This window comes from Lentilactobacillus diolivorans DSM 14421, from assembly GCF_001434255.1.
GTDB lineage: Bacteria > Bacillota > Bacilli > Lactobacillales > Lactobacillaceae > Lentilactobacillus > Lentilactobacillus diolivorans.
Window position 1 is genome coordinate 1 of sequence record NZ_AZEY01000075.1, and the last position, 20,931, is coordinate 20,931.

Below are 20,931 nucleotides of genomic sequence, written 5' to 3' on the forward strand. Positions count from 1 at the left end.
GCGGCTTGAAACTTGGCCGCTATGCTTGAATGTTTCATAACTAGCACAACGCGTTATTTAATAAGTAAATGCTATTTGAGTTTTCTTATGTGTGCCTGTGATATTCCGCTTGGGTGTTATGCGTCATATTTGCGACTAAACAAAAAGCGGCGTGATAATTCTACCAAAATAGGGGTCATTGGCGTCGATAGATCTCGGTAATTTCGTTCGACAAACGGCTGAAATTTGCTAAGGGCACCTTCCTCGAGTTTTTTACTATCAGTGAGTAAATGTCTTAAATCAATTGTGAATTCCTGCAATGTAACTTTATCGGCCTCGGTCTGCATTTTATTTTTGCAAGCGATGAGTTGCGTGAGGTAACCATCATAGGCTGTCTCTGACCCGCTTGCTTTTCTGGGAGCGAAATTTGAATGGATCGATTGGCTTTCTTTAAGTTTCAAACTTTGAAGATATTTTTGTCCCTTGGCTGTTAGCCAGCTGGTCGCTTTATTGTTAAAGAGATTAACACCGTCCACAAAATCTAAAACAAAGGTTGCTGTTAAAATTCTTTCGTGTTTCTGGTCCATGATCGTTAATTCATTGAGGAGATCGGGAGCTGAATAATCATTGTTTTTTCCAAATTCGATTAATTGGCGAACCGTTTTTAAGTTGACCTGATTCAGTTGTGTTTCCAGGTAACTTAAGATGAATTCACGTTTCTTGTCGTCAGTTTTCATGATCTTATTACCACCTTATTAATTTTATTGATTAACTGTGGAATAGCTTCATCTTGATATCCTGGTCATAATTACCAAATCCCTGGCCAAAAATCGTACAGCCACCTTTATGCTTGGCATCTTTTTTAATCGCAAACCGAACAGTGAAAGTGGGCTGGCGCCAATCAATGTCGTCAACCGAGACATCGGTAAAGGGTTGACCATCCAAATAACTGCCATGATCCGTAATTCGGACGATCTTTAATTGGCCGTACTGGTTAACGTTATCTGGGACCCAGTCAGGCGTGTATTTGCCACGAATATCTGAGAAGTCGCCGGGGCTGGTCCATGTGCCAATCTCGACGTCATTAATGTAAAAGGTAATGTCTGACGGCCAAACGTTATTTGAAAAGGGAAATTCTGATCCGAGCTCCATCGATAAATCCAACATTTCTAATTTATCTTTGTCTTCCAAGTAATTCGGAAATTGGTATTCGACAAAACCATCGGTCCACCAAATCATCCCGGCTTTAATGCGGTCGGGGCTCATAAAGTAAGTCGGATTATCCACCTTACCAATATAGTCGTTTTTACCGGCTAATCCACAAGAAGGCGTAACTGAGTAGTTTGTGAATTGACCCACGGGGACTTGGGTATCATAAACAGCGAATGCCGGATAGATTGTTTTAGGAAAATGAACGTTAATGTTATCAACCTTAAGGTAAGAGATCTTTTTATGACCGTGACGTTCGAACCCAATGATGCCGGCTTCTGCCAACTTATTAAGATGCATTAGTACAATAGCACTACTTAATTTTAATTTTTCTGATAATTCCTGGACACTCATCCGTTTTGCTGATAGCGCTTGAATAATATCAATTCTAACGGGACTTGCGAGCGCTTTATAAACCTCTAATGAATCTTTGGAAATATCCAAATCCATAAGGCATCACCTTTCATCTTCTATATTAAGTTATTTTTTGGTTGATTCATATATTTATAAGGTGTTAAGTCGAATTTCACAATTAAGATTCACCTTTATATAAATCTTTTTGAATGTAACCGCTTAAAACAGCTTTTATATTAGCAAAAACCTAGTTTGAAGTCAAAAGACTACTTAAAGTTTATAAAATCCATTGTAATCGTTTTCTGAGGGCCATATGATAAAAGCGTGCACAGGAATGATAAATATCATGTGGTAGAAAAGGAGAATTTAAATTGATTGAATACACAAGCCCCTTGATTGTTCAAAGAGCCGATCCATACATTTATAAACATACCGATGGTTATTACTATTTTACTGCCTCAGTTCCAGCTTATAATCTGATTGAGATTCGTCGGGCTAGAACCTTGGAAGGGTTGGCTCATGCAGCACCGCGAACAATTTGGCGAAAACATGAAAGCGGTCCCATGAGCCAATTGATTTGGGCGCCTGAAATTCATTATATTGATGGCAAGTGGTTTATCTATTTTGCAGCGGCTGAAACAACGGCGCTGGATAAATTAGGAATGTTCCAACATCGGATGTTCTGTATTGAATGTGATGCTGAAAATCCAATGGGCAGTGAGGATGATTGGTTCGAACATGGTCAAGTAAAAACTGGAATGGACACTTTCTCATTAGACGCAACTGTTTTCGAACATCAAAACAAGTTGTACTATGTTTGGGCTCAAAAGGACAACAACATCAAAGGTAATTCCAATTTATACATTGCCGAAATGTCAAATCCATGGACGCTAAAAACTAATCCGGTAATGCTGTCTAAGCCGGAATATGACTGGGAAATTCGCGGCTTCTGGGTCAACGAAGGCCCCGCTGTTATTCATCGAAATGGCCGTTTCTTCTTAACCTATTCTGCAAGTGCGACGGATGAAAATTATGCAATGGGAATGTTAACTGTTGCTGATGATGTTGATTTACTTGATGCATCCAACTGGTCGAAGTCAAAGGATCCTGTTTTTCAAAGTGATTTAGCAACTCATCAATATGGACCGGGCCACAATTCATTTACGGTGGCCGAAGACGATAAAACAGACTTGATGGTTTACCATTGCCGTAATTATACCGAAATTAAAGGTGATCCACTGTATGATCCTAACCGCCACACAAAGGTTCAACCATTCACATGGAATGAAGATGGCACACCAAACTTTGGCAAGCCAACACCTTATAACTATAAATAAAAACTTGGATGTGGATCAAAGTTAGAAGTACTAGGTTAATCAGATTACGGTAACGGAGATATTAAATAATAGTTTTGAATATTTCATACTATATTTAGACAGTGGGCTAGACTACTGTCGGGAAAACACGTGAATTATATCACAAATTCGAACCTTAAAATTGAATAAAATATAGGAGGCATCTTGTTATGCAAAACAATGCAAGTGCACCACAAAAAAAGGAAAGTAAGCACTTCTGGGGATTTCCGTTTACCCACTTTACTTATTTCTTCATGTGGCAAATTATTTTTGGGTATCTAACCCTTTGGATGGAACAAGTTGGGCATATGAACGGAGCCGAAGCCGGAGTTGTATTCTCAGCCATGGCTGGATTATCGCTATTATTCCAACCGGCGTTCGGTGTTATTTCAGATAAATTACTCTTTAAAAAGAATCTGCTATTTACAATTTCAATCGCTGCAATGTTAATCGGTCCATACTTTCAGTGGGTCTTTCTACCATTGATGCACATTAATTCAATGTTAGTTGCGATCGTGACCGGGATTTATCTTTGCTTCATCTTTAATGGTGGGGTTTCAGTTATTGAGCAATACGTTCAACGTGCCAGCTTAGCTAACGGCTTTGAATATGGTCACTCACGAATGGGTGGTTCATTAGCCGGGATGACAGCATCGTTTGTTGGTGGTCAAATCTTCCTTTGGCAACCAAACTCAATCTTTTGGGCATGTACAATTTCAGCAACTATCTTAACAGGTTTGCTGTTGTTCAGTGATAAAGTTGATATGGATAATGCATCTGCTGCTGGTGATACTTCCAACTCACTAGATTTAAAGCAGATTGGTAAGATCTTCAAGCTTAAGAATTTCTGGTACTTATCTATTTTCTACATTGGTACTTCAGCTATTTATGATGTTTTTGATCAACAATTCATCATTTTCTTCAAGTCATTCTTTAACTCAGCCGCGGCCGGAACTCAAGCTTACAGTTACATGACAACTGCACAAATTGGTCTTGAATTCTTATTGATGTTCCCAATGCCTTGGATCATTAACCGAATTGGATCACGAAATGGTTTGATCGCTTATGGTGTTATCTTAGCTGTTCGTATTATTGGATCCGCTTTATCACCAAGCTTGGGTTGGGTCATCTTCTTACGGTTGTTAGCCGGATTTGAAATGCCTTTGGTACTGGTTTCAATTATGAAATACATTGCCGGTGCCTTCGATGTTCGTGTTTACGCGACGGTTTACGCGTTAGCTTCGAACTTTGCTAAACAAATATCTGTCTTCATCTTCTCAGCTGTTGCAGGTAGTATGTATGATTCAATCGGCTTCCACCACACATACTTAATTCTTGGTGCGATCGTTGCAGTTGTGACATTCTTTGCTGCCTTTGTATTAAAGAAGGAAGATCCGGTTCAAGCTGGTGAAGAAGATGAGCACGGTAATGCAAAAGCTTAATTAATCGTTTTATCGAAAGAATTGCTGCCATAAAGTAATGGTAACAGTTCTTTTTTTTCTTAAAAGATTAGCAGGTTGACTAACATCATATTCCTATTACACTAAAGACTAATGACTTTAATGGAGGCGATGCGCATTTATCAATCTAAGCAAAAACATCATAGAAAATGGGTCGTCATTGCTTCCTTGACCCTAGTTTTAATGATTATCGGCTTGTGGTTGGGAAATATGGGCTATGTTAAATTGGCGCTACGATGGGAATTGGATCAGGCGTTGGCGACCAAATCCGCTAAGAACCTGCACTTGTTAAAAAAAGTATCAGTTGATCCTCAAACCTATCACTATTTGAAAACTGCAACCGGTTCGAAAATTAGGCGACTGAGCGATTTTCAAGGTGGCGATCAAACGCATGGCTACTATGCTGGCTTAGTTAAAGGCAAAGGGATTAGTGTTTGGATGGTTGATAAGGATCATTCAGCAGGGTCGTGGACAGTGTTGGCTAATCCTGAGTGGCGAATCGAATCATTACAGGTGCGTAGATAATCTTATTCCAATAACAAAAAGCAGCGATTCATCAATGCTAAGTTGATAGATCGCTGCTTTTGATATGTGTGGCGCTTTTTTGGCCGGTAGATGTTCTATGATAAATAATTGATGACTCAGTTATTTTGGATAATCAGGTTACAACTGAATTATTTGGTTGTTGAACCTTCTGAAGCAGGCATAGGGGCTTTAGCAAACTTGGAAATTGCCCAGCTACCCAAGAGACCGATTAACATAAATGGTAAGAAGTCCAGTCCAATGCTGTACAGTGGAATTGTGCTTGAAGCCCAGGCATCGATACTTGAAAAGAGTGGCATCTTGGCAAAAATCGGGGGTAAATTATGAATTAGATCAAGGATGGCAGGAATCATTGTTAATGAAATCGTGCTTCGATAGATTAACTTGCGACGGCCGATTAATGGGTTCATGATGCCTAAGATAATCAACGCAATTGCTAATGGATATAGGAAGCTCAAAATTGGTGAGGAGTAAAGAATAATTTGATCCAAACCAAAGTTGGCAATTGAGAACGAAATAATTGTCGCAAAGATTAGGAATTTATGGTAACTGATCTTTGGAAAACGACGGCTCCAATCTTGAGAAAGGGATGTTAACAAGCCAATTGATGTGGTTAGGCAGGCTAGTAAGGTTAAGGCCGCTAAGATTGAAGCCCCAGCCATTCCGGTATAGTGTTGCATAATTGTCGTAAAAGCAGTTCCACCATCAGCACTTAATTTAGTGTAGGACAAGCTTGAAGCACCCAACGCAATCAAGAAGATGTAGATTAAGGCTTCAAATCCCATTGTCAAAGCACCAATTTTAGCAACTGACTTTGACCGTTCACGATTATCTTTTTGACCGAATAATTTGAGAGCGGCAACAACCGTAACCCCGAATCCTAACCCAGCTAGGGCATCCATTGTATTGTAACCTTGTAAGAAGCCATTGATCAGAGATCCGGTGCCCTTGCCAGCTGCTGGTAGCAGATTCATACTGCGCATATCGCTCCCCTTAAGGAAAAAGGCAACGAAGAACAGGAATGCGAGCAGTAAAACCAAGAGGGGATTCAAAATTTTACCAACGTTTCGGGTAATTTTGTTTTGGTTGTAAGCGAGTGCTAACGTTGCCCCGAAGAACAAGAGTGAAAAGATAAGCAGACTCATTTGTGTCCAAGCTTTTGGAATGAACGGTTGAATGCCCATTGAGAATGTAACGGTTGCGGTACGAGGTGACGCAATTAATAGTCCGAGAGAAGCATGAGTCAAAATCAAAAATGCCAAGGCAAAGATTCGACCAGCTGGTAATGCCAAATCATACATACTGTTACTTTCGGTCATACTAATTGAAAGGATCGAAAGTAAGGGTAAACAAATGGCAGAAACTAAGAAGCCAATTGCGGCAGGCAGCCAGTTGGGGCCTGCCATTTGGCCCAAGTGAATTGGAAAAATCAAGTTGCCGGCACCAAAGAACATCCCGAATAGTAAAGACGCAGTGATAATATATTGCTTACGCGTTAAAATAATCTTTTTGTCCATTTGCCATTCCTCCTGTGATTAATAAATCTGAATAGATAGCTGAAACATTGAAATCCTCGACAACGAAAAAACGTCCTTAACTGTTTTTTACAACAGCTAAGGACGTTTACACGTGTTACCACCTTGATTTCCAATTATCTCACAATAATCAGCTCGAAAAGTACGGCTCAAGAAGACCGGTCTAGCTTGAGTGATACTCCATTGCGGTAATGGGCGCATTCCCAGTAACTACTACATTGAAAATCATAGTTACAACTTGTAGACTACTTTCACTTACATTCCGACTGCCCCATCGCACCAAACTGAGGCTCTCTTCAAATCGGCATCCAAGCTACTCTTCTACGCATCGTTTTTTGAATATCTCGTTGTCATTGACTAAGATTCTATTTGCTTAACATGAGAATGTCAAGGCTTGATTCTTACAAAATGTGAAATATCCTTATCAAAGCCAGCGATATCAAATGCTTAAAGATTTTTCAATGATTTTTCAACGCGTTGATACGGCACAATCCACAGCATCATCACAATAAAGGTGCCGATCATCCCAAACTGGTGCCAGGCAAATGAAACAAAGAAGACAATAACAAAGGCGGCCAGCGTGTAAATACTCTTGGGCTCACGTTTTAACGCCTTGACTAATACTGGTGAATTTTTATTTGCACGAACTAAACTAATTCGTAAGAAGTTCCAAGAAAGGTTCATGAGGATAAAAATAATGGTGTAAAGTTGCGAACCAAATAAACTATCTGGATCATCGTTCACAATTTTAGTGGCAAACGGGATAAATGACAGCCAGAAAACTAAAATTGAATTTGCCCAAATCACCATACCATCGATTTGTTTAACAACTTGGAACATATGATGATGGTTCCCCCAGACAATTGCGAGTAAGAAAAACGAAATTGCATAGGCAAATAGTTCTCGTCGTAAATCCCACAAACCTTGCCAGGAGTAACTTTTTGGCATTCCAAGTTCCAAAACAAGAACGGTCATGATAATTGGAATTAACGCGTCGGTGAATGCTTCCAAACGATTTTTCTTCATAATTGAAAATTTCCCCCTCAAAATAATCGTAAGCCTTTATATACAGAATACAGCATTCCGGCAAAAAGGTTTGAAATCTTGTTCTGTGGGTGAGAATTTGGTGATTTATGTGTACTAAAACGGTTACATTTGGGTTGGGTAATTGACTTTGATGATTGAGAAAAGTTAAAATAGATTAATAATTCTAATCAATGGTTAATATTCCATTTGGAGGGTACATCATTATGTCATTAGGTTCAAGAATTTTTCGGCGGGAGCGATTGGATCGCTACTTGGAAACAGATAAGAATTTCATTAAGACGATGTCGGCGTTTGATTTGATTTCACTTGGAATCGGTGCTGTTATCGGAACTGGTATTTTTATTCTTCCCGGAACGGTTGCCGCTACCAAAGCTGGTCCTGGTATTATTCTTTCATTCGTTTTAGCAGCAATTGTTTGTTCCACCTCGGCGATGTGTTATGCCGAGTTTGCGTCTGCGTTACCGGTTGCCGGTAGTGCTTATTCATATGGAAACTTGGTTTTTGGTGAAATTATTGGTTGGATTCTTGGTTGGGCATTGATCTTGGAATATGTTTTGGCGGTTGCCGCCGTTTCCAGTGCTTGGGGCGCTTATTTCCAATCATTATTGGCAGGCTTTCATTTGAGTATTCCAAAGGCGATTTCAGGTCCATTTAACCCGTCTCAAGGAACATACGGAAACCTGATTGCGATTTTAATTGTTATTTTTATTTCATGGATGTTAAATCACGGCATGCGGTCGTCGGTTCGATTGAATAATTTGATTGTGGCCGTTAAGATCGGAATTATCGTGCTGTTTATTATTGTGGGTGCCTTCTATGTAAAACCTACTAATTGGCAACCAATGTTACCATTTGGCTCAAAGGGAGTATTGAGTGGCGCCGCAGCTGTCTTCTTTGCTTATTTAGGATTTGACGCGGTTTCCAGTTCGGCAGCCGAAGTTAAAAATCCCAAAAAGAATATGCCAATTGGGATTATTGGAACATTGATTGTGGCAACCATTTTGTACGTTGGTGTTTCAATTATCTTAACTGGAATGGTTTCATACACAAAATTGGATGTTGCTGATCCAGTTGCCTTTGCACTTCAGGTGGTTCATCAAAATTGGGTTGCCGGCATCATTTCATTAGGTGCACTGGCCGGAATGTTTACGATGATGGTCACGATGATTTACAGTTCTTCACGATTAATTTACTCGATTGGTCGAGACGGTCTATTACCACATTTCCTAGGCAAGTTGGCACCTAACGGTAGTCCTCGAAACAGTATGATTACAATTACGATTGTCATTGCGATTATGGGCGGTTTTGTGCCGCTGGACCAATTGACCAACTTGGTTAATATTGGGACTTTAATTGCGTTCTTGTTTGTGTCATTTGGTATTATTCCATTACGCCATAACAAGGAGATTCAAAATAATCACGGATATCAAGTGCCTTGGTACCCGGTCCTGCCAGTTGTGTCCGGCCTGCTGTGCATGTTGATGCTGTCACAGCTTCAAGCGGAAACCTGGATTGCATCCGGAATCTGGTTTGCGTTTGGTCTGATCTTGTACTTTAGTTACGGAATGAGACATAGCCGACTGAATCGATCATGATGATTGACGAATTATTGAAAGCACATTAAGATAACGCTTCATATTGGGTATCTCTAAACTGGGGATATCCATTTTTTTATTGCCTACATTTTGGTATTAATGACCATTTGGCTGGCCCGTGTTAAAGCGGTCATCTATCTTAATATCATTAAGAATTAATTTCAGAAATCCCAGAACATAGGCAAACATGATAATACCACTGGTTGCAATGATTAGGGCACCGTTAAGTTGGCTTTGAAACAGGGCCGTGTAAATAAGTGCGCCGATCGGCATAATTGCTGTGACCGAAGTATTTAAAGTCGAACTAACTCGGCCCAAAATGTGAGTTGGGACGGTGGTTTGCAGTCGGATGCTAAATGAGATATTCATAACGGCATTGGTTAATCCAGCTACCAGCATGATGAGTGAACCGGCGAGGCTCAGTTGGAACGGTTGATGGACAATGGCGAGCAGTAGACCAAGGAATGTCATGCAAAGGCCCAGAATGATAATTGGTGGTATAACTCTTAATGCAAAGTATTTTTCATTTGGGATCAAAGACATTAGCAGGCTGCCGATAAATAATCCGACTGAAAAGCCGGTTTCGATATAACCAATTGGACCATTGCCAGCGTGTAGCTGATTGGTAATGACGTATGGGACACCAATATTAATAGCGGTAAACAAGAAATTGACCATTATGGCCATTAAAATAACATCACGGATTAGAGATCGTTGTTGAATGTATTGTAGCCCGGCTTTGAAACTTGCCAGCTGTGATGCAAGTGTTTGGTGGTGTGGCTGTTTGGTTGTTGCAGTTGTTTGATAATGGAAACGCATGGAAAAAAGAATTAGCAGCGCACATGATGTCGCAATAGTTTCTACGATAATAAAAGCTTCAAACCCGATCATTGCATATAATGCGACACCGAGTGCCGGTGAAAGAATTGTGGAAAGAGATGAGGCAGCCTGCGTCAGAGAACTCAGTGTTTTAATTTTTTGAGTATTAACCAGTTCATGGACGGATGCTGAGTAAGCAGTTGTATTGAAATTGGTTGAGATTGCCGCAATTACGACGAAACAGGTAACTGGAATGAATTCAGATAGACCACTAAACAAGGGAAACGTTAAGGCAAAGAGAATCAGTCCTAATAACCGAATCGCTAAACTGGATATTAAAATCATTTTATGATGGTATTGGTCCACAATGTTACCCACTGGAATTAAAAAGAGAATTCCGATAATTGGGACAACGGCTGTTTCCAGTCCAAAACTTAAGGGCGAATGAGTGTCGTGAAGTAACATTAATCCCATTGCAAGTGAAAACATGCCACCGCTTAGAGAACTGATGAGGTTACTAGCAATGTCCTTTAAGATTTGCTGATTTGATTGTTGATTTGTAATGGTAACTGTCTGATTATCAGTGGCCGATTTAAGCGATTGATTTTCAACCATATTGTAAGCCTCGATTTCGAATTGGCATGGCGAGTAAGTCGATTTCAAAATAAAACTATTTTATCTATTAAATAAATTTAGTCGATAAACAAAATATAGTCAGTTGAAACTATTTTGTCAAGCCGTTATGATAAATATGAGGTGAAAAATATGGCGAAAAACGCGGTTTCCAAACTAGCGAAACTCATGGCGGATGAGAAAGTTATTGCGATCTTAAAGGCAACTAAAGATAAGGACGGACTCACTTCAAAAGAAATTTCGAAGCGGGTTAACATTCCAACCAATCAGCTGTACTATACGGTAAAAAAGATGACCGATGAAGGGTTGCTGGAAGTCACTCAAAAAAAGAATATTAAGAATTTTCAGGAGTTCTATTATTCAAGCTATCAAATGACCCATTCTGATCCACAACTTGGTCTCGATGATTCCGAGATCGAAAAGCTGGGCGTAAACATTTCAGCAGAATGGGTTGAAAAACATAGCCAAGAAGTTGCACAGATGATTCTATTTCAAACTCAACAATTTCTTGAAGCGATGCAAGCAGAACTTAAAGATTATGCTAAATCCCCTAATAATAATCAGATTCATTCGGGCTCAATTCACAGCACGTGGAAATTGACACCGGAAAATGAAAAGAAACTGTGGCAAAAAATAATTAAGCTGATTAGCGAAACTGAGGAGGAAAGTAAGGGACAGGAGACTCGTAATGTTAATGTCTTAATAGAAAGATGGGTTCAGAATCCCGATGAAAATCTACATGATAACAAATGAGCAGTTCAAATAATGGCGATCTATTTTTTTGAAGTGTTGGTAAATCATAGGCGTAAAAATGAGGAAGTTGCCTTTTGGCGCACGTTTTCTCTCGGTAATAATCGTGATTACACAAACAATCTAAGATTAGATCCAGTTAGAAACTGATTAATTTCAGCTTCTAGCCGGATCTTTTTCGTTACACTGGAGATGAAGCTAGAGATCGAACATAGCCTCAGGGACTTCGAGTCCGTAATACAAAAGGATCGCCATCATCTCCACAGCTTTAAGCTGGTTTAAGATTGAGGACCTACGAGGCCGGGTATAGGAAATGAGTTTAGCTGAAGGGGTGATGAATAAGGCTTCAAAAAAATAATGATTAGGAAGCGATAAATTGTCTGATGTGATTGCTTTAGATGTTTCCGAAGGTCACAGTTATGTCGTTTGGTATGCCAATGGTATTTGTCAAAATGAATTTCAAGTTTTACATACCCAATCCGGGTTTGCGAAGTTACTTAAACTAACGTTGCGAGCCAAGCACCCCGTTGTGTACTTTGAAGCAACTGGGGTTTATTCGCGTCCGGTGGAGCACTTTTGCTGTGAGAATCAATTACCATATTGTCGCTTAAATCCGTTGGATTTAAAATTAAAGACCAATGGCCTTCGACGACTTAAAACTGATTCCAAGGATGCCCATCGGATTGCCAGAGCTGCTTTGAGTAATCATTTTCGAATTACGCAACCCCGAACTTTAATTTACGCGAAAATGTGCGAATTAACCCGATTTCTTGACCGGATTCAAGCGGATATGCACGTTAAACATGTTCAGCTCCATGCCCAACTCCAACAAACTTTTCCAGAACTGGAACAGCTTTTTACCAGTCGAGTTTCCAAGCTGGCGTTAAAGGTTGTCAGTCTCTTTCCCCATCCTGATCTGGTCAGTGGGTTCTCACGGACGGTTCTAAAAAACCGCCTTATGCATAGCACCGAAAAGAAGCTGTCCAAGGTAAAGGGCCTGAAGTACGCTGAGAAGCTTCAAAAATTAGCTAAAGATAGTTATCCAGCAGTTAGTTCGGACAGTGTTCAAGTTCAAGCGGTTCGCTATTACTGCCACGCCCTGATTGACTTAACGGTTAAAAAAGAACATTTGATTAAGCAACTCGTGACACTGGCTCATAACCTGCCTGAGTTCGATGTTTTAACTTCAATACCTGGAATTGGCGCACAAAGTGCAGCCGAGTTAATTGGGGAACTTGGTAATATTCGGCGATTCGATAATGCTAATCAACTCAACGCCTTTGTTGGCATTGATATTAATCGATATCAATCCGGTGAATATCTTCGACAGGACCATATTAATAAACGAGGTGATCCGAGAGCCCGCATGATTCTTTATCTAATCGTTAAGAATATGATTCGAGCCCAACGGCTTGCACCAAACCACATTGTTGACTATTACTACCGACTAAAAAACGGCCCCACTCCTAAACGGAATAAGGTCGCTCTTGTTGCTTGTATGAACAAAACACTTTATTGCCTTTTCTCAATGGTCCAAGCTAACCAAAAGTATGATTACACATACCACGGACTCGTAGTCCCATAAGATCCCAAGATCTTATAACTTGAGTATATACCGCACTGATCCATTTTTAAACCGGATTTTAGTGAGGTTTGTTAAGTATACCCAAAAATCTATTAATGCTGGCTATGCTTGTCCAAACCAGAATTTATGTTACTACTTCCTTATGACCAATTAGGGGCTGCTCTTTTTTTATTAAGCACTTGACTAATCGTAGGAAATGGGGCTGGGACAAAATTACTTTTGTCCCAGCCCCTCATTTTGGATTTAGTGGTGTTGTCTGTTTTTAAGAACGGATAGTTGGTAGGCAATCGTTTGAACGATCTTTAACGGTAAATGATTAACTTGGCTTGCAGTAATTGCCAGACTAACGCAACTGACAGTAATACCAGGAAAATGGCGACAGATGCAATTACAAATAACGATGTGTAGGAAACGGCTTCGATAATAATGCCACCGAATAATGGCCCCAATGCCCGACCAGCCGCTGCCCAGGAACTGATCAACCCTTGATAGAGTCCCTTTGCCTCGACTGGTGTTAATGAGTTAACCAGTGCCGGGATTGTTGGGAAGGCAGTGGCCTCGCCAATGGTTAACGTGATCATTGAAACGACAAAGTAAAGATAGCTTTTGGCAAAAATGAGTGTGACAAATGAAATGGCAACCATAAAAATGCCAAATAAAATTTGAATGATTAAATTTTCATGGTAGTGATCAACCCAGTTGACAATGAGTTGAATGACAACAATCAATCCGGCATTAATTGTCCAAAGAAAACTATAATCACGGAGCGGAATGCCAAGTGTGGTCATATAAACGGACAAATTAGAGTCCCATTGCTGGTACATCGTCCAGATAATCAGTAGTGAAACGAACAATGTTGTTAAAAGCAAGGCGTTAGGTTGGGGTAATTGTTTCTTATCGTATTTTGAGATGCTGCCATCATCGGCTCTTTTCCGAGTGACGTTGGCCGCTGGTCGATATTTGAAAATAACGACAATCAAGAAGAACAAGAATAAGCAGGTTGCGATGACAAACAAGAGTGTCACGCTAATACTGTACACGAAGCCAACTAATGATGTTCCGATTACGACCCCAAGGTTTTGGGCAAAGTACAGCATATTGAAAACGTAGCGACTGTCTTGAGATTTGATGCTGGTTCCAATTGAATTAACGATGGTGAGGTTCCAACCTCCCGCGATCCCGTTGAAGAAGAGGATAATCCCAAAAGCCGGCCATTCATGAAAGAAAATCAAGATAATCAAGGTGATGATCGCCCCAATTACGCCACCCATTAGTAGATGATACGGATTTTTGCGATCATACAGGTAACCACCTAAATAGCTGCCCAAGACACTTGCCAAAGAATTAAATAGTAAAACAATGCCAATCATAGTTAGCGAGATGCCTAATCGATTGTGGAGATAAACACTGGTTAGCGGCCAAATGAAGCTCATGCCAATACTGCTTAATAGGGCGCCGGTAACCAACCACCATAACTTCATTTCGTTCTTTGCCATTTGGGGATCACCCTTTCCTTATTAAAATTATCTGTGAAGACACTAAAGATTAGTTTAGCAAAAAGCGTCTTGAAATAGCCAGCATTTATTTTAATGGTAAGCGCTATCATTTAACGGTGCTGTTTGATGGACTTCGCTTTCTAAATAACATATCATGAAGGCGTTAAGGTAATATCGTATTTTTATTTTACTAGGAGGGACGTTTAATATGGCTGTTGATGGATCACTTTATCATACAGAAGTTGTTAATGAACATGGTCTGACCGGTGAAAGTTACGTTCGTGGTAACGAAGGTCTGGCTTTAGGGGTAAGTAGCTCGTTGATGCAAAGTCCTGGTACTAACCCAGAACAATTTATTGGCTTTGCACTGAGTACATGTTTCAATGCAACTATTGGCATTGTTGAACAACAACATCGTATCAAGCCTGATAGTATTATTCACACTGCCGTTGATATTGCTAAGGATACCAAAGGCTATAAATTCATTGTAAGGTGTCAGATTCTCTTTCATGATATTGACAATGAAAAGGGTCGCCAGATGGTGGATGAAGCCCTAGATCAATGCCCAGTTGCTAAATTGCTAAAGGCTAATGAAAACGTCACTTTTGAAGTGGTTGATCAATTCAAATTTTAATCTTCTTTGAGTGACAAACTGATCACATTGGGTCATTAAAAAACGCGGTTAAAACAAACCTGAATCTGCTTTAACCGCGTTTTTTTATTTTTAATTAATCAAAGGTTAATGTTGCTGGTCGTGAGAAGCCGACAACGTGCCACCAGGGAGCATAAACGTTTTCCGTTACCACACCGCGGTTTTGTGAGTCGATCATCTTGCCATTACCGATGTACATCCCAACGTGGGAGATACTGCTTTTACTGCCACCAAAATATACCAAATCACCTTTTTGCACATTCTTTTTTGAAACTTTCTTAGTTCCGTTGTATTGCGCTTGAGCAGTTCGTGGAATCTTCTTGCTAACTGACTTCTTGTAAACATACTGAGTGAAGCCGGAGCAATCAAAGTTGGTTGGGCCAACTGCGCCAAATACGTAACGTGAACCCAGATGTTTCTTTGCTTCGTTATAAACTGCGGAATAGTGGGCATCTGAATCGCTATCGGCACTCGCATTGATAGTGGTTGAAAGTGTTGTTATTCCGAAAGTAAGTAAAGCAATAACTAATAAGAATGGTTTTAAGATTGTTTTTGATATATTGTGTGACAAAAGATGTTCTCCCCTTATAAACGACTTTTTTTATTAATTTGATACATAAGCTTTGTTAGCGGTAATGTAGTTGCCATCGGCTAGTTGAAATCTGTAAGTGCCATGACTGGATTTGGCCATGTTTTTAACTGCTAATTTTTTACCGGCTGTGATCTTTGAAATTCGATTTTTGAAGTTGACGTCTTGATACTGATAGATCGTTCGACTTGCAGTCACCGTCTTGGATGATGTTAATTTAGTGAAATAAGTTGGGACGGCTGCTTTAGCTGAACTGGTTTTCAACCAAGAATTAACGGCACTACTGTTAACAACCTTGCTTAAGTCAACGTTGCCGCTGATTCCGCTAAGTCGGCCTTTGGAAGTATACTGCCAAAGATCTGATTGAATTTTGGGCTTGGCACCATAATTGGCAATCCAAGAACCATCGAAATTAGAATAGTTGATCTTATGTGTTGCGACATAATTTTCGTAAGTGTAATAAATTAATGGTTTATTGGTCAGTTTACGCATTTGGCTTAACCAGGCATTGACATAAGCCTGTTCAGAACCGCTACCTTTGCGATGCTCGTTATCCAGGACATAAAATCTGGCATTTGAACTGGCACGCTTATAAAAATCACGAGCTTCTTTCTTAGCATCGGCAACGCTGCTGAATTCAGCGTAGCCATAATTGCCAAATGGGACATTATATTTAGTTGCACCATTTGCATTTACATTTCTCTTTGAATCAATTTGGAAATCGGCATCCCCCGTATCACCATGTTGAACCCGGATGATTGCGAATTTCAGTTGTTTTGAAGCCTTGCTCCAATTGATGTTTCCCTGCCACTGCGAGACATCAGCAATTTTAGTTTTGCTAGCAGAAACACTAGTGCTGATGGTAAACGCAGCCAGAGCACCCATAAATAGGCCGGCTATCTTTTTAAAATTAAGTGTCATTCAATAGTCCTCCTCTAAAAAGCTACAAGAAGAATTATAGTAGTTCTATGCTACCAAACGGTCTCAAGAGTGTTTCACGAATGTTAAAATTAATTTCACAAAATTTATAATCGCTGATGGTTACTAGTCTGACGCGAACCAGACGCTTTCAAAAGTTTTCATTTTTCTCAAAAAAGTTGATTTAATCAATCATTTTAAAATAAAAGGCCTTAATTAAACCGCAAACCTGCCGTAAAAGTTTCCGTTTGTTACAAGTTAATGGGGTCAAACGTAATATTGGGATCACAAAATGATAATTCTTGTTAAAAGGTTTTTCGTTTTGATATGAACAGACTAGCCAGTGAGATATACTCAAGGTGAAACTTGTTTGACACACTTTATGTGGAAGGTTGAGATTTCATGTTATCGACAAAAAATAAATGGGCACCAAAGTATTATTGGGGTGCAGTAATTGTTACGCCAATATTGATCGTCAGTGTGCTGTTTATCCTAATGAATATCGCACCATTTGGCGTTAATAATCTTTTGGTCAGCGATTTATCAACACAATATTTACAATTTTTTACGGAGTTAAGAAGACAATTGCTGCATCTTTCGTTTTCAAGCTATTCGTTTTTAATTTCAATTGGCGATAGTCTGGTGCCTATCTATGCGTATTATTTGCTCAGCCCATTAAATTTAATCATCGTTTTCTTTAGCAATGCTCATTTGCCGATTGCGATTGACTTGATTATTTGGGCAAAAATAATTCTTTGTAATATCACAATGAGCACCTTTTTGGCAAAAAAATACCAGCGCTATGATTTTATGACGATTTGTGGTGGTCTGGCATACGGATTATGTGGATTCGTTGCGATGTATTTTTATGATCTTATGTGGTTGGATGCACTAATTTGGCTGCCGGTGATGATTTATGGCCTAGAGAAGTTATTTTATCAAAATCGGGTGTGGTTGTACGTGTTTGGCCTGGTTATGATTATTGTGACTAACTATTATATGGGGTATATCATCTGTGGATTTAGCGTGATGTATTTTGTCTACCTATTGAAAAAGAATCAGCCGGTCCACTTAAAATTTTGGCAGGCGATCCATCAACAGCGGAGAAAAGTTGGTCGCTTTATCTGGTATTCGGTGATTTCAGGGATGCTAACGGCGATTGTTCTCGTCCCAACTGCGCTTTCAATGTTATCGACCGGCAAGAAAAATATTTTACCCCGGAATTTCGCTTTTAAGGGCACATTTGGTCCAAGCTTCACTGTGAATTTAGGTGTCGGGGGTAATGATTTTGCTGGTCGGCTTGTCCATAATCCAAGTTTATTCACGGGATCACTGTTTATCATTGCGGCAATTGCCTACTTTTTTTCTAATCAAATTAGCAAACGGGATAAACAGGCATCAGGATTATTGTTGGGGGTTATTCTGTTTGGTATGTGGTTATTACCCTTAAATACAATTTGGCATATGATGCAACGGCCGGCTGGATTTCCATTCCGGATGGTCTTCTTATTTAGTTTTGTACTGATTATGGTTGCCTATGAAGGCTACATAAAGGGAGTCTTTAAGGATCAAAGACTAATTATCTATTCGGCAGTGGGTTTGGGGACTGCGATTTTTATCGGTTATGTTTGGGCGACTATCTTTGGGCAGAAGCTGTTGCCGTACCAGTTTAAAATTTCCCAGCTTTCAGTAAATAATTTTGTCTTCCTATTGGTGGTTGGCTTAATTGGGATCACAGCATTTGAGATGATTCAAATTAGCGCCCACGCCCCTGGTAGTAAGGTCATCATGGTGCTGATCCTGGCATTTGAGATGTGCTTAAATTTTCTAATTGCAACAAGAAACGCGCCCTTTATTAATCAACACGATCTTGAGCGCTCATATCAGCATGCTTCACAGTTAATCGGTAAAGTTGAACAGCGCGAACAGAATAAGAACCGATTTTACCGAATGGTCGTCATCGATCAGCCGTTTCGAGAGGTTTTTAATCGCCCCAATATGCCATATAGCGGATATAACGATGCACTTATTTTTCATAATCGGGGGGTTAGCTCTTATAGTTCAACATTAAACTCAAATACCCATCATGTCTTAGCAAGCTTGGGTTTTTCAAGCCGAAATATTCGTCGGATTGATATGCTTGGAGGATCCGTAATCACCAACCATTTATTTGGGATCAGGTACTATTACTTAATCGGAAAACACCAGAATCGATTAATTGTTAGGAAAAATGCAGCTCAACTGGGATTTATGGTGAACGATCGGATGCAGCATTTGAAATTTAAACGTGGTCAGGTTTTCGACAACCTGAATCGTTTTGTTCAAGCTGAGGCAGGGGATTCTGGTCACTATTTGGAGCAGCCTCAAGTTACCAGTTATCAACAAAAAACGTTTAGAGATTTTTATCAATATAAAATGAAAATTCAAGCAACGACTTCGGGGCCTCATTACCTGTATATCCCTCGTGTGCGGTTGCATGGCGTTAAAATAATTGTTAATGGTGCAGTCCTATCTTCTTTATATAGTGGGTTAGGAACTGAAATGATTCCGTTGGGATATTTACAAAAGCATCAGGTGGCAACCATTACATTGCAGTCTGTAAAGCAGTTAAGAAAACCGACGGAGGATGTTGCCGGGATTAATATCGCTAAATTTGAAAGAGTGGTTCAATTGACAGACCAGCATCAATTTAAGTTAGACGATGTGAATCGATTAAATGAACATGGCGGTCATTTTCGGGGCGTTGTTCATGTTGGCAAACGCAACCGAACACTTTTGCTGAGTATCCCATACGATCAAGGCTGGCAGGTACGTGTTGATGGCAAGCGACATCCAATCAAGAAAGTTGCCTCAGGTCTGATTGGTACTCAGCTAACACCCGGCAAGCATCGTCTGGCCTTTAATTATCATATTCGGGGCTTATTAGCGGGGGTATTCTTGTCATCCTGTGGATTAGTTTTAATGCTCGGATCAATTATTTTGAGAATGAAGCGTCATAATTTGTAAAACATTTTCACGGAATAACTAATTGGTTATTCAAAGTCATCATAAGAATCACAAATGTAATCACCTGACAAAATGGGAACCATAAGCGTATTTAGTATGTAATTTCACAATTACAAAAAACATGAAATAAATTTACACATATCACTTGCGAAAATTCTTTTCAAAATATATAATATCTAAGTAAGGTTGAGTAGGAAACTAGTATATAAGATGAAAGAGGTATGATTACTTATGCAAATTGGTATGATTGGTCTTGGAAAAATGGGTCTTAACTTGGTTAAGAACATGATTCGTAACGGAAATGAAGTTGTTGCATTTGATTTAAACGCAGATAATGTTAAGTTAGCTCAAGAAGCCGGCGCAACGCCTGCCTCGAGTAACGCTGACCTGGTAAGTAAATTAAGCGCACCACGCACTGTTTGGATTATGGTTCCAGCCGGCAAGCCAACCGATTCAACGGTTCAAGAACTCGTTGGACTTCTTTCAAAAGATGATTATTTGATTGATGGTGGTAACTCGTTCTACCAAGATTCAATTCGTCATAGTAAGATTGCCGAAGAAAAAGGCGTTAACTTCTTTGATTGCGGGACTTCAGGCGGTAAGGACGGTGCCCTTAATGGCGGTAACTTTATGATCGGTGGTCCAAGTGCTGAAAAATTCGAACACTTAGTGCCATTATTTAACGGCATTTCATTAGAAGACGGCTATCTTTATACCGGTAAGCCAGGCTCAGGCCATTATTTAAAGATGGTTCATAATGGTATCGAATATGGAATGATGGAAGCTATTGGTGAAGGCTTTGACGTTTTGGATCACAGTCCATATGACTATGATAATGAAGGAGTTGCTAAAGTTTGGGTTCATGGTTCAGTTATTCGCGGCTGGCTCATGGAATTAGCCCAAGAAGCTTTTGCCAAGGATGCTAACTTGGATCAAATTACCGGTCGGATGTTTTCGTCAGGTGAAGGTAAATGGACGGTTCAAGAAGCTCTCAAGCAAGGAATTCCGGTTCCCGTTATTACTGATTCGCTGTATGCACGTTTGCGTTCCGAAGAAGAAGATACGTTTACTGGTAAAGTTGTCTCAGCGCTGCGTCACGGATTTGGCGGCCATGCGATGGATATGAAGAAGTAAACAGAAAAGCATCTTGATTCCAGAATAAAAGTAAACAACCCGGGTATCTCTAATTTTAGAGGTGCCCGGGTTGTTTACTTTTATTTGATTTTGGAAGAAATACTTGTATAACAGATTATTCGATATGGTGACGAAATTTTCACGACATCGGTAAAAAGTAAAATGAATGCAATCTATAAAGTGGATAAAGTCATTTTTGATAAAAGTATGTGGCCCCCTTATAAGCAAAGTAAAGCACGGATAAATTACATGTGATTATGGAAAAACATTAT

Annotated in this window: 17 protein-coding genes and 1 other annotated feature; of the genes, 9 read left to right on the forward strand and 8 right to left on the reverse strand. The window is 39.8% G+C overall.

Annotated elements, in window-relative coordinates; translation table 11 throughout:
• Positions 1 to 116: 116 nt before the first annotated feature.
• Both FC85_RS07660 and FC85_RS07665 read right to left on the reverse strand, forming a co-directional pair.
• On the reverse strand, positions 117 to 716 hold the full coding sequence (locus FC85_RS07660) for a hypothetical protein (protein ID WP_057864946.1): 600 nt from the start codon (positions 714 to 716) through the stop codon (positions 117 to 119).
• A 31-nt stretch (positions 717 to 747) separates the two neighbouring features.
• Positions 748 to 1,638: an ArsR/SmtB family transcription factor gene (locus tag FC85_RS07665; protein WP_057864947.1), complete on the reverse strand. Its 891-nt coding sequence runs from the start codon at positions 1,636 to 1,638 to the stop codon at positions 748 to 750.
• Between the two features lie 275 nt (positions 1,639 to 1,913).
• Between FC85_RS07665 and FC85_RS07670 the strand changes: the two genes are divergently transcribed.
• The 3 genes from FC85_RS07670 to FC85_RS07680 all read left to right on the forward strand — a co-directional run bounded on the left by FC85_RS07670 (position 1,914) and on the right by FC85_RS07680 (position 4,882).
• A complete protein-coding gene (locus FC85_RS07670) occupies positions 1,914 to 2,879 on the forward strand; it encodes a glycoside hydrolase family 43 protein (RefSeq protein WP_057864948.1) in 966 nt (321 codons plus the stop codon).
• A gap of 188 nt (positions 2,880 to 3,067) precedes the next feature.
• The gene (locus tag FC85_RS07675; RefSeq protein ID WP_057864949.1) at positions 3,068 to 4,339 is read left to right on the forward strand and encodes an oligosaccharide MFS transporter; all 1,272 of its coding nucleotides are present in this window, start codon (positions 3,068 to 3,070) and stop codon (positions 4,337 to 4,339) included.
• 129 nt (positions 4,340 to 4,468) lie between these two features.
• Positions 4,469 to 4,882, forward strand: a complete 414-nt coding sequence (locus FC85_RS07680) for a hypothetical protein (RefSeq protein ID WP_057864950.1) — start codon at positions 4,469 to 4,471, stop codon at positions 4,880 to 4,882.
• A gap of 149 nt (positions 4,883 to 5,031) precedes the next feature.
• Here the strand turns inward: FC85_RS07680 and brnQ are convergent, their stop codons facing one another.
• Positions 5,032 to 6,417 carry a branched-chain amino acid transport system II carrier protein gene (brnQ, locus tag FC85_RS07685; protein WP_057864951.1) on the reverse strand — a complete coding sequence of 462 codons (1,386 nt, stop codon included), beginning with the start codon at positions 6,415 to 6,417 and terminating at the stop codon, positions 5,032 to 5,034.
• A gap of 95 nt (positions 6,418 to 6,512) precedes the next feature.
• Positions 6,513 to 6,773, reverse strand: a binding site (T-box leader).
• Between the two features lie 109 nt (positions 6,774 to 6,882).
• Entirely contained in the window at positions 6,883 to 7,461 is a 579-nt protein-coding gene (locus FC85_RS07690; RefSeq protein ID WP_057864952.1) for a TMEM175 family protein, read from the reverse strand.
• Between the two features lie 224 nt (positions 7,462 to 7,685).
• On the opposite strand from FC85_RS07690, the gene FC85_RS07695 reads away from it, so the two are divergent.
• Positions 7,686 to 9,077 (forward strand): APC family permease, encoded by a 1,392-nt coding sequence (locus FC85_RS07695; protein ID WP_057864953.1) that lies wholly within the window; start codon positions 7,686 to 7,688, stop codon positions 9,075 to 9,077.
• 96 nt (positions 9,078 to 9,173) lie between these two features.
• Here FC85_RS07695 and FC85_RS07700 read toward each other — a convergent pair whose 3' ends face one another.
• Positions 9,174 to 10,511, reverse strand: a complete 1,338-nt coding sequence (locus tag FC85_RS07700) for an MFS transporter (protein ID WP_057864954.1) — start codon at positions 10,509 to 10,511, stop codon at positions 9,174 to 9,176.
• Between the two features lie 150 nt (positions 10,512 to 10,661).
• Here FC85_RS07700 and FC85_RS07705 point away from each other — a divergent pair, with 150 nt between their 5' ends.
• Together FC85_RS07705 and FC85_RS07710 are read left to right on the forward strand one after the other, a co-directional pair.
• The gene (locus tag FC85_RS07705) at positions 10,662 to 11,282 is read left to right on the forward strand and encodes a winged helix-turn-helix domain-containing protein (protein WP_057864955.1); all 621 of its coding nucleotides are present in this window, start codon (positions 10,662 to 10,664) and stop codon (positions 11,280 to 11,282) included.
• A 373-nt stretch (positions 11,283 to 11,655) separates the two neighbouring features.
• Positions 11,656 to 12,864 (forward strand): IS110 family RNA-guided transposase, encoded by a 1,209-nt coding sequence (locus FC85_RS07710; protein ID WP_057864956.1) that lies wholly within the window; start codon positions 11,656 to 11,658, stop codon positions 12,862 to 12,864.
• Between the two features lie 302 nt (positions 12,865 to 13,166).
• On the opposite strand, the gene FC85_RS07715 is transcribed toward FC85_RS07710, so the two are convergent.
• Positions 13,167 to 14,360 carry an MDR family MFS transporter gene (locus FC85_RS07715; protein ID WP_057864957.1) on the reverse strand — a complete coding sequence of 398 codons (1,194 nt, stop codon included), beginning with the start codon at positions 14,358 to 14,360 and terminating at the stop codon, positions 13,167 to 13,169.
• Between the two features lie 208 nt (positions 14,361 to 14,568).
• Between FC85_RS07715 and FC85_RS07720 the strand changes: the two genes are divergently transcribed.
• Complete coding sequence (locus FC85_RS07720) at positions 14,569 to 14,994, forward strand: OsmC family protein (RefSeq protein WP_057864958.1); 426 nt, start codon at positions 14,569 to 14,571, stop codon at positions 14,992 to 14,994.
• A gap of 94 nt (positions 14,995 to 15,088) precedes the next feature.
• Here FC85_RS07720 and FC85_RS07725 read toward each other — a convergent pair whose 3' ends face one another.
• Together FC85_RS07725 and FC85_RS07730 are read right to left on the reverse strand one after the other, a co-directional pair.
• Complete coding sequence (locus FC85_RS07725; protein WP_057864959.1) at positions 15,089 to 15,583, reverse strand: C40 family peptidase; 495 nt, start codon at positions 15,581 to 15,583, stop codon at positions 15,089 to 15,091.
• Between the two features lie 33 nt (positions 15,584 to 15,616).
• Complete coding sequence (locus tag FC85_RS07730) at positions 15,617 to 16,522, reverse strand: GH25 family lysozyme (protein WP_057864960.1); 906 nt, start codon at positions 16,520 to 16,522, stop codon at positions 15,617 to 15,619.
• A 399-nt stretch (positions 16,523 to 16,921) separates the two neighbouring features.
• Here FC85_RS07730 and FC85_RS07735 point away from each other — a divergent pair, with 399 nt between their 5' ends.
• Both FC85_RS07735 and gnd read left to right on the forward strand, forming a co-directional pair.
• A complete protein-coding gene (locus FC85_RS07735) occupies positions 16,922 to 19,525 on the forward strand; it encodes a YfhO family protein (protein WP_057864961.1) in 2,604 nt (867 codons plus the stop codon).
• Positions 19,526 to 19,756: 231 nt separating this feature from the next.
• Positions 19,757 to 20,659: a phosphogluconate dehydrogenase (NAD(+)-dependent, decarboxylating) gene (gene gnd / locus FC85_RS07740; protein WP_057864962.1), complete on the forward strand. Its 903-nt coding sequence runs from the start codon at positions 19,757 to 19,759 to the stop codon at positions 20,657 to 20,659.
• Positions 20,660 to 20,931: the final 272 nt, after the last annotated feature.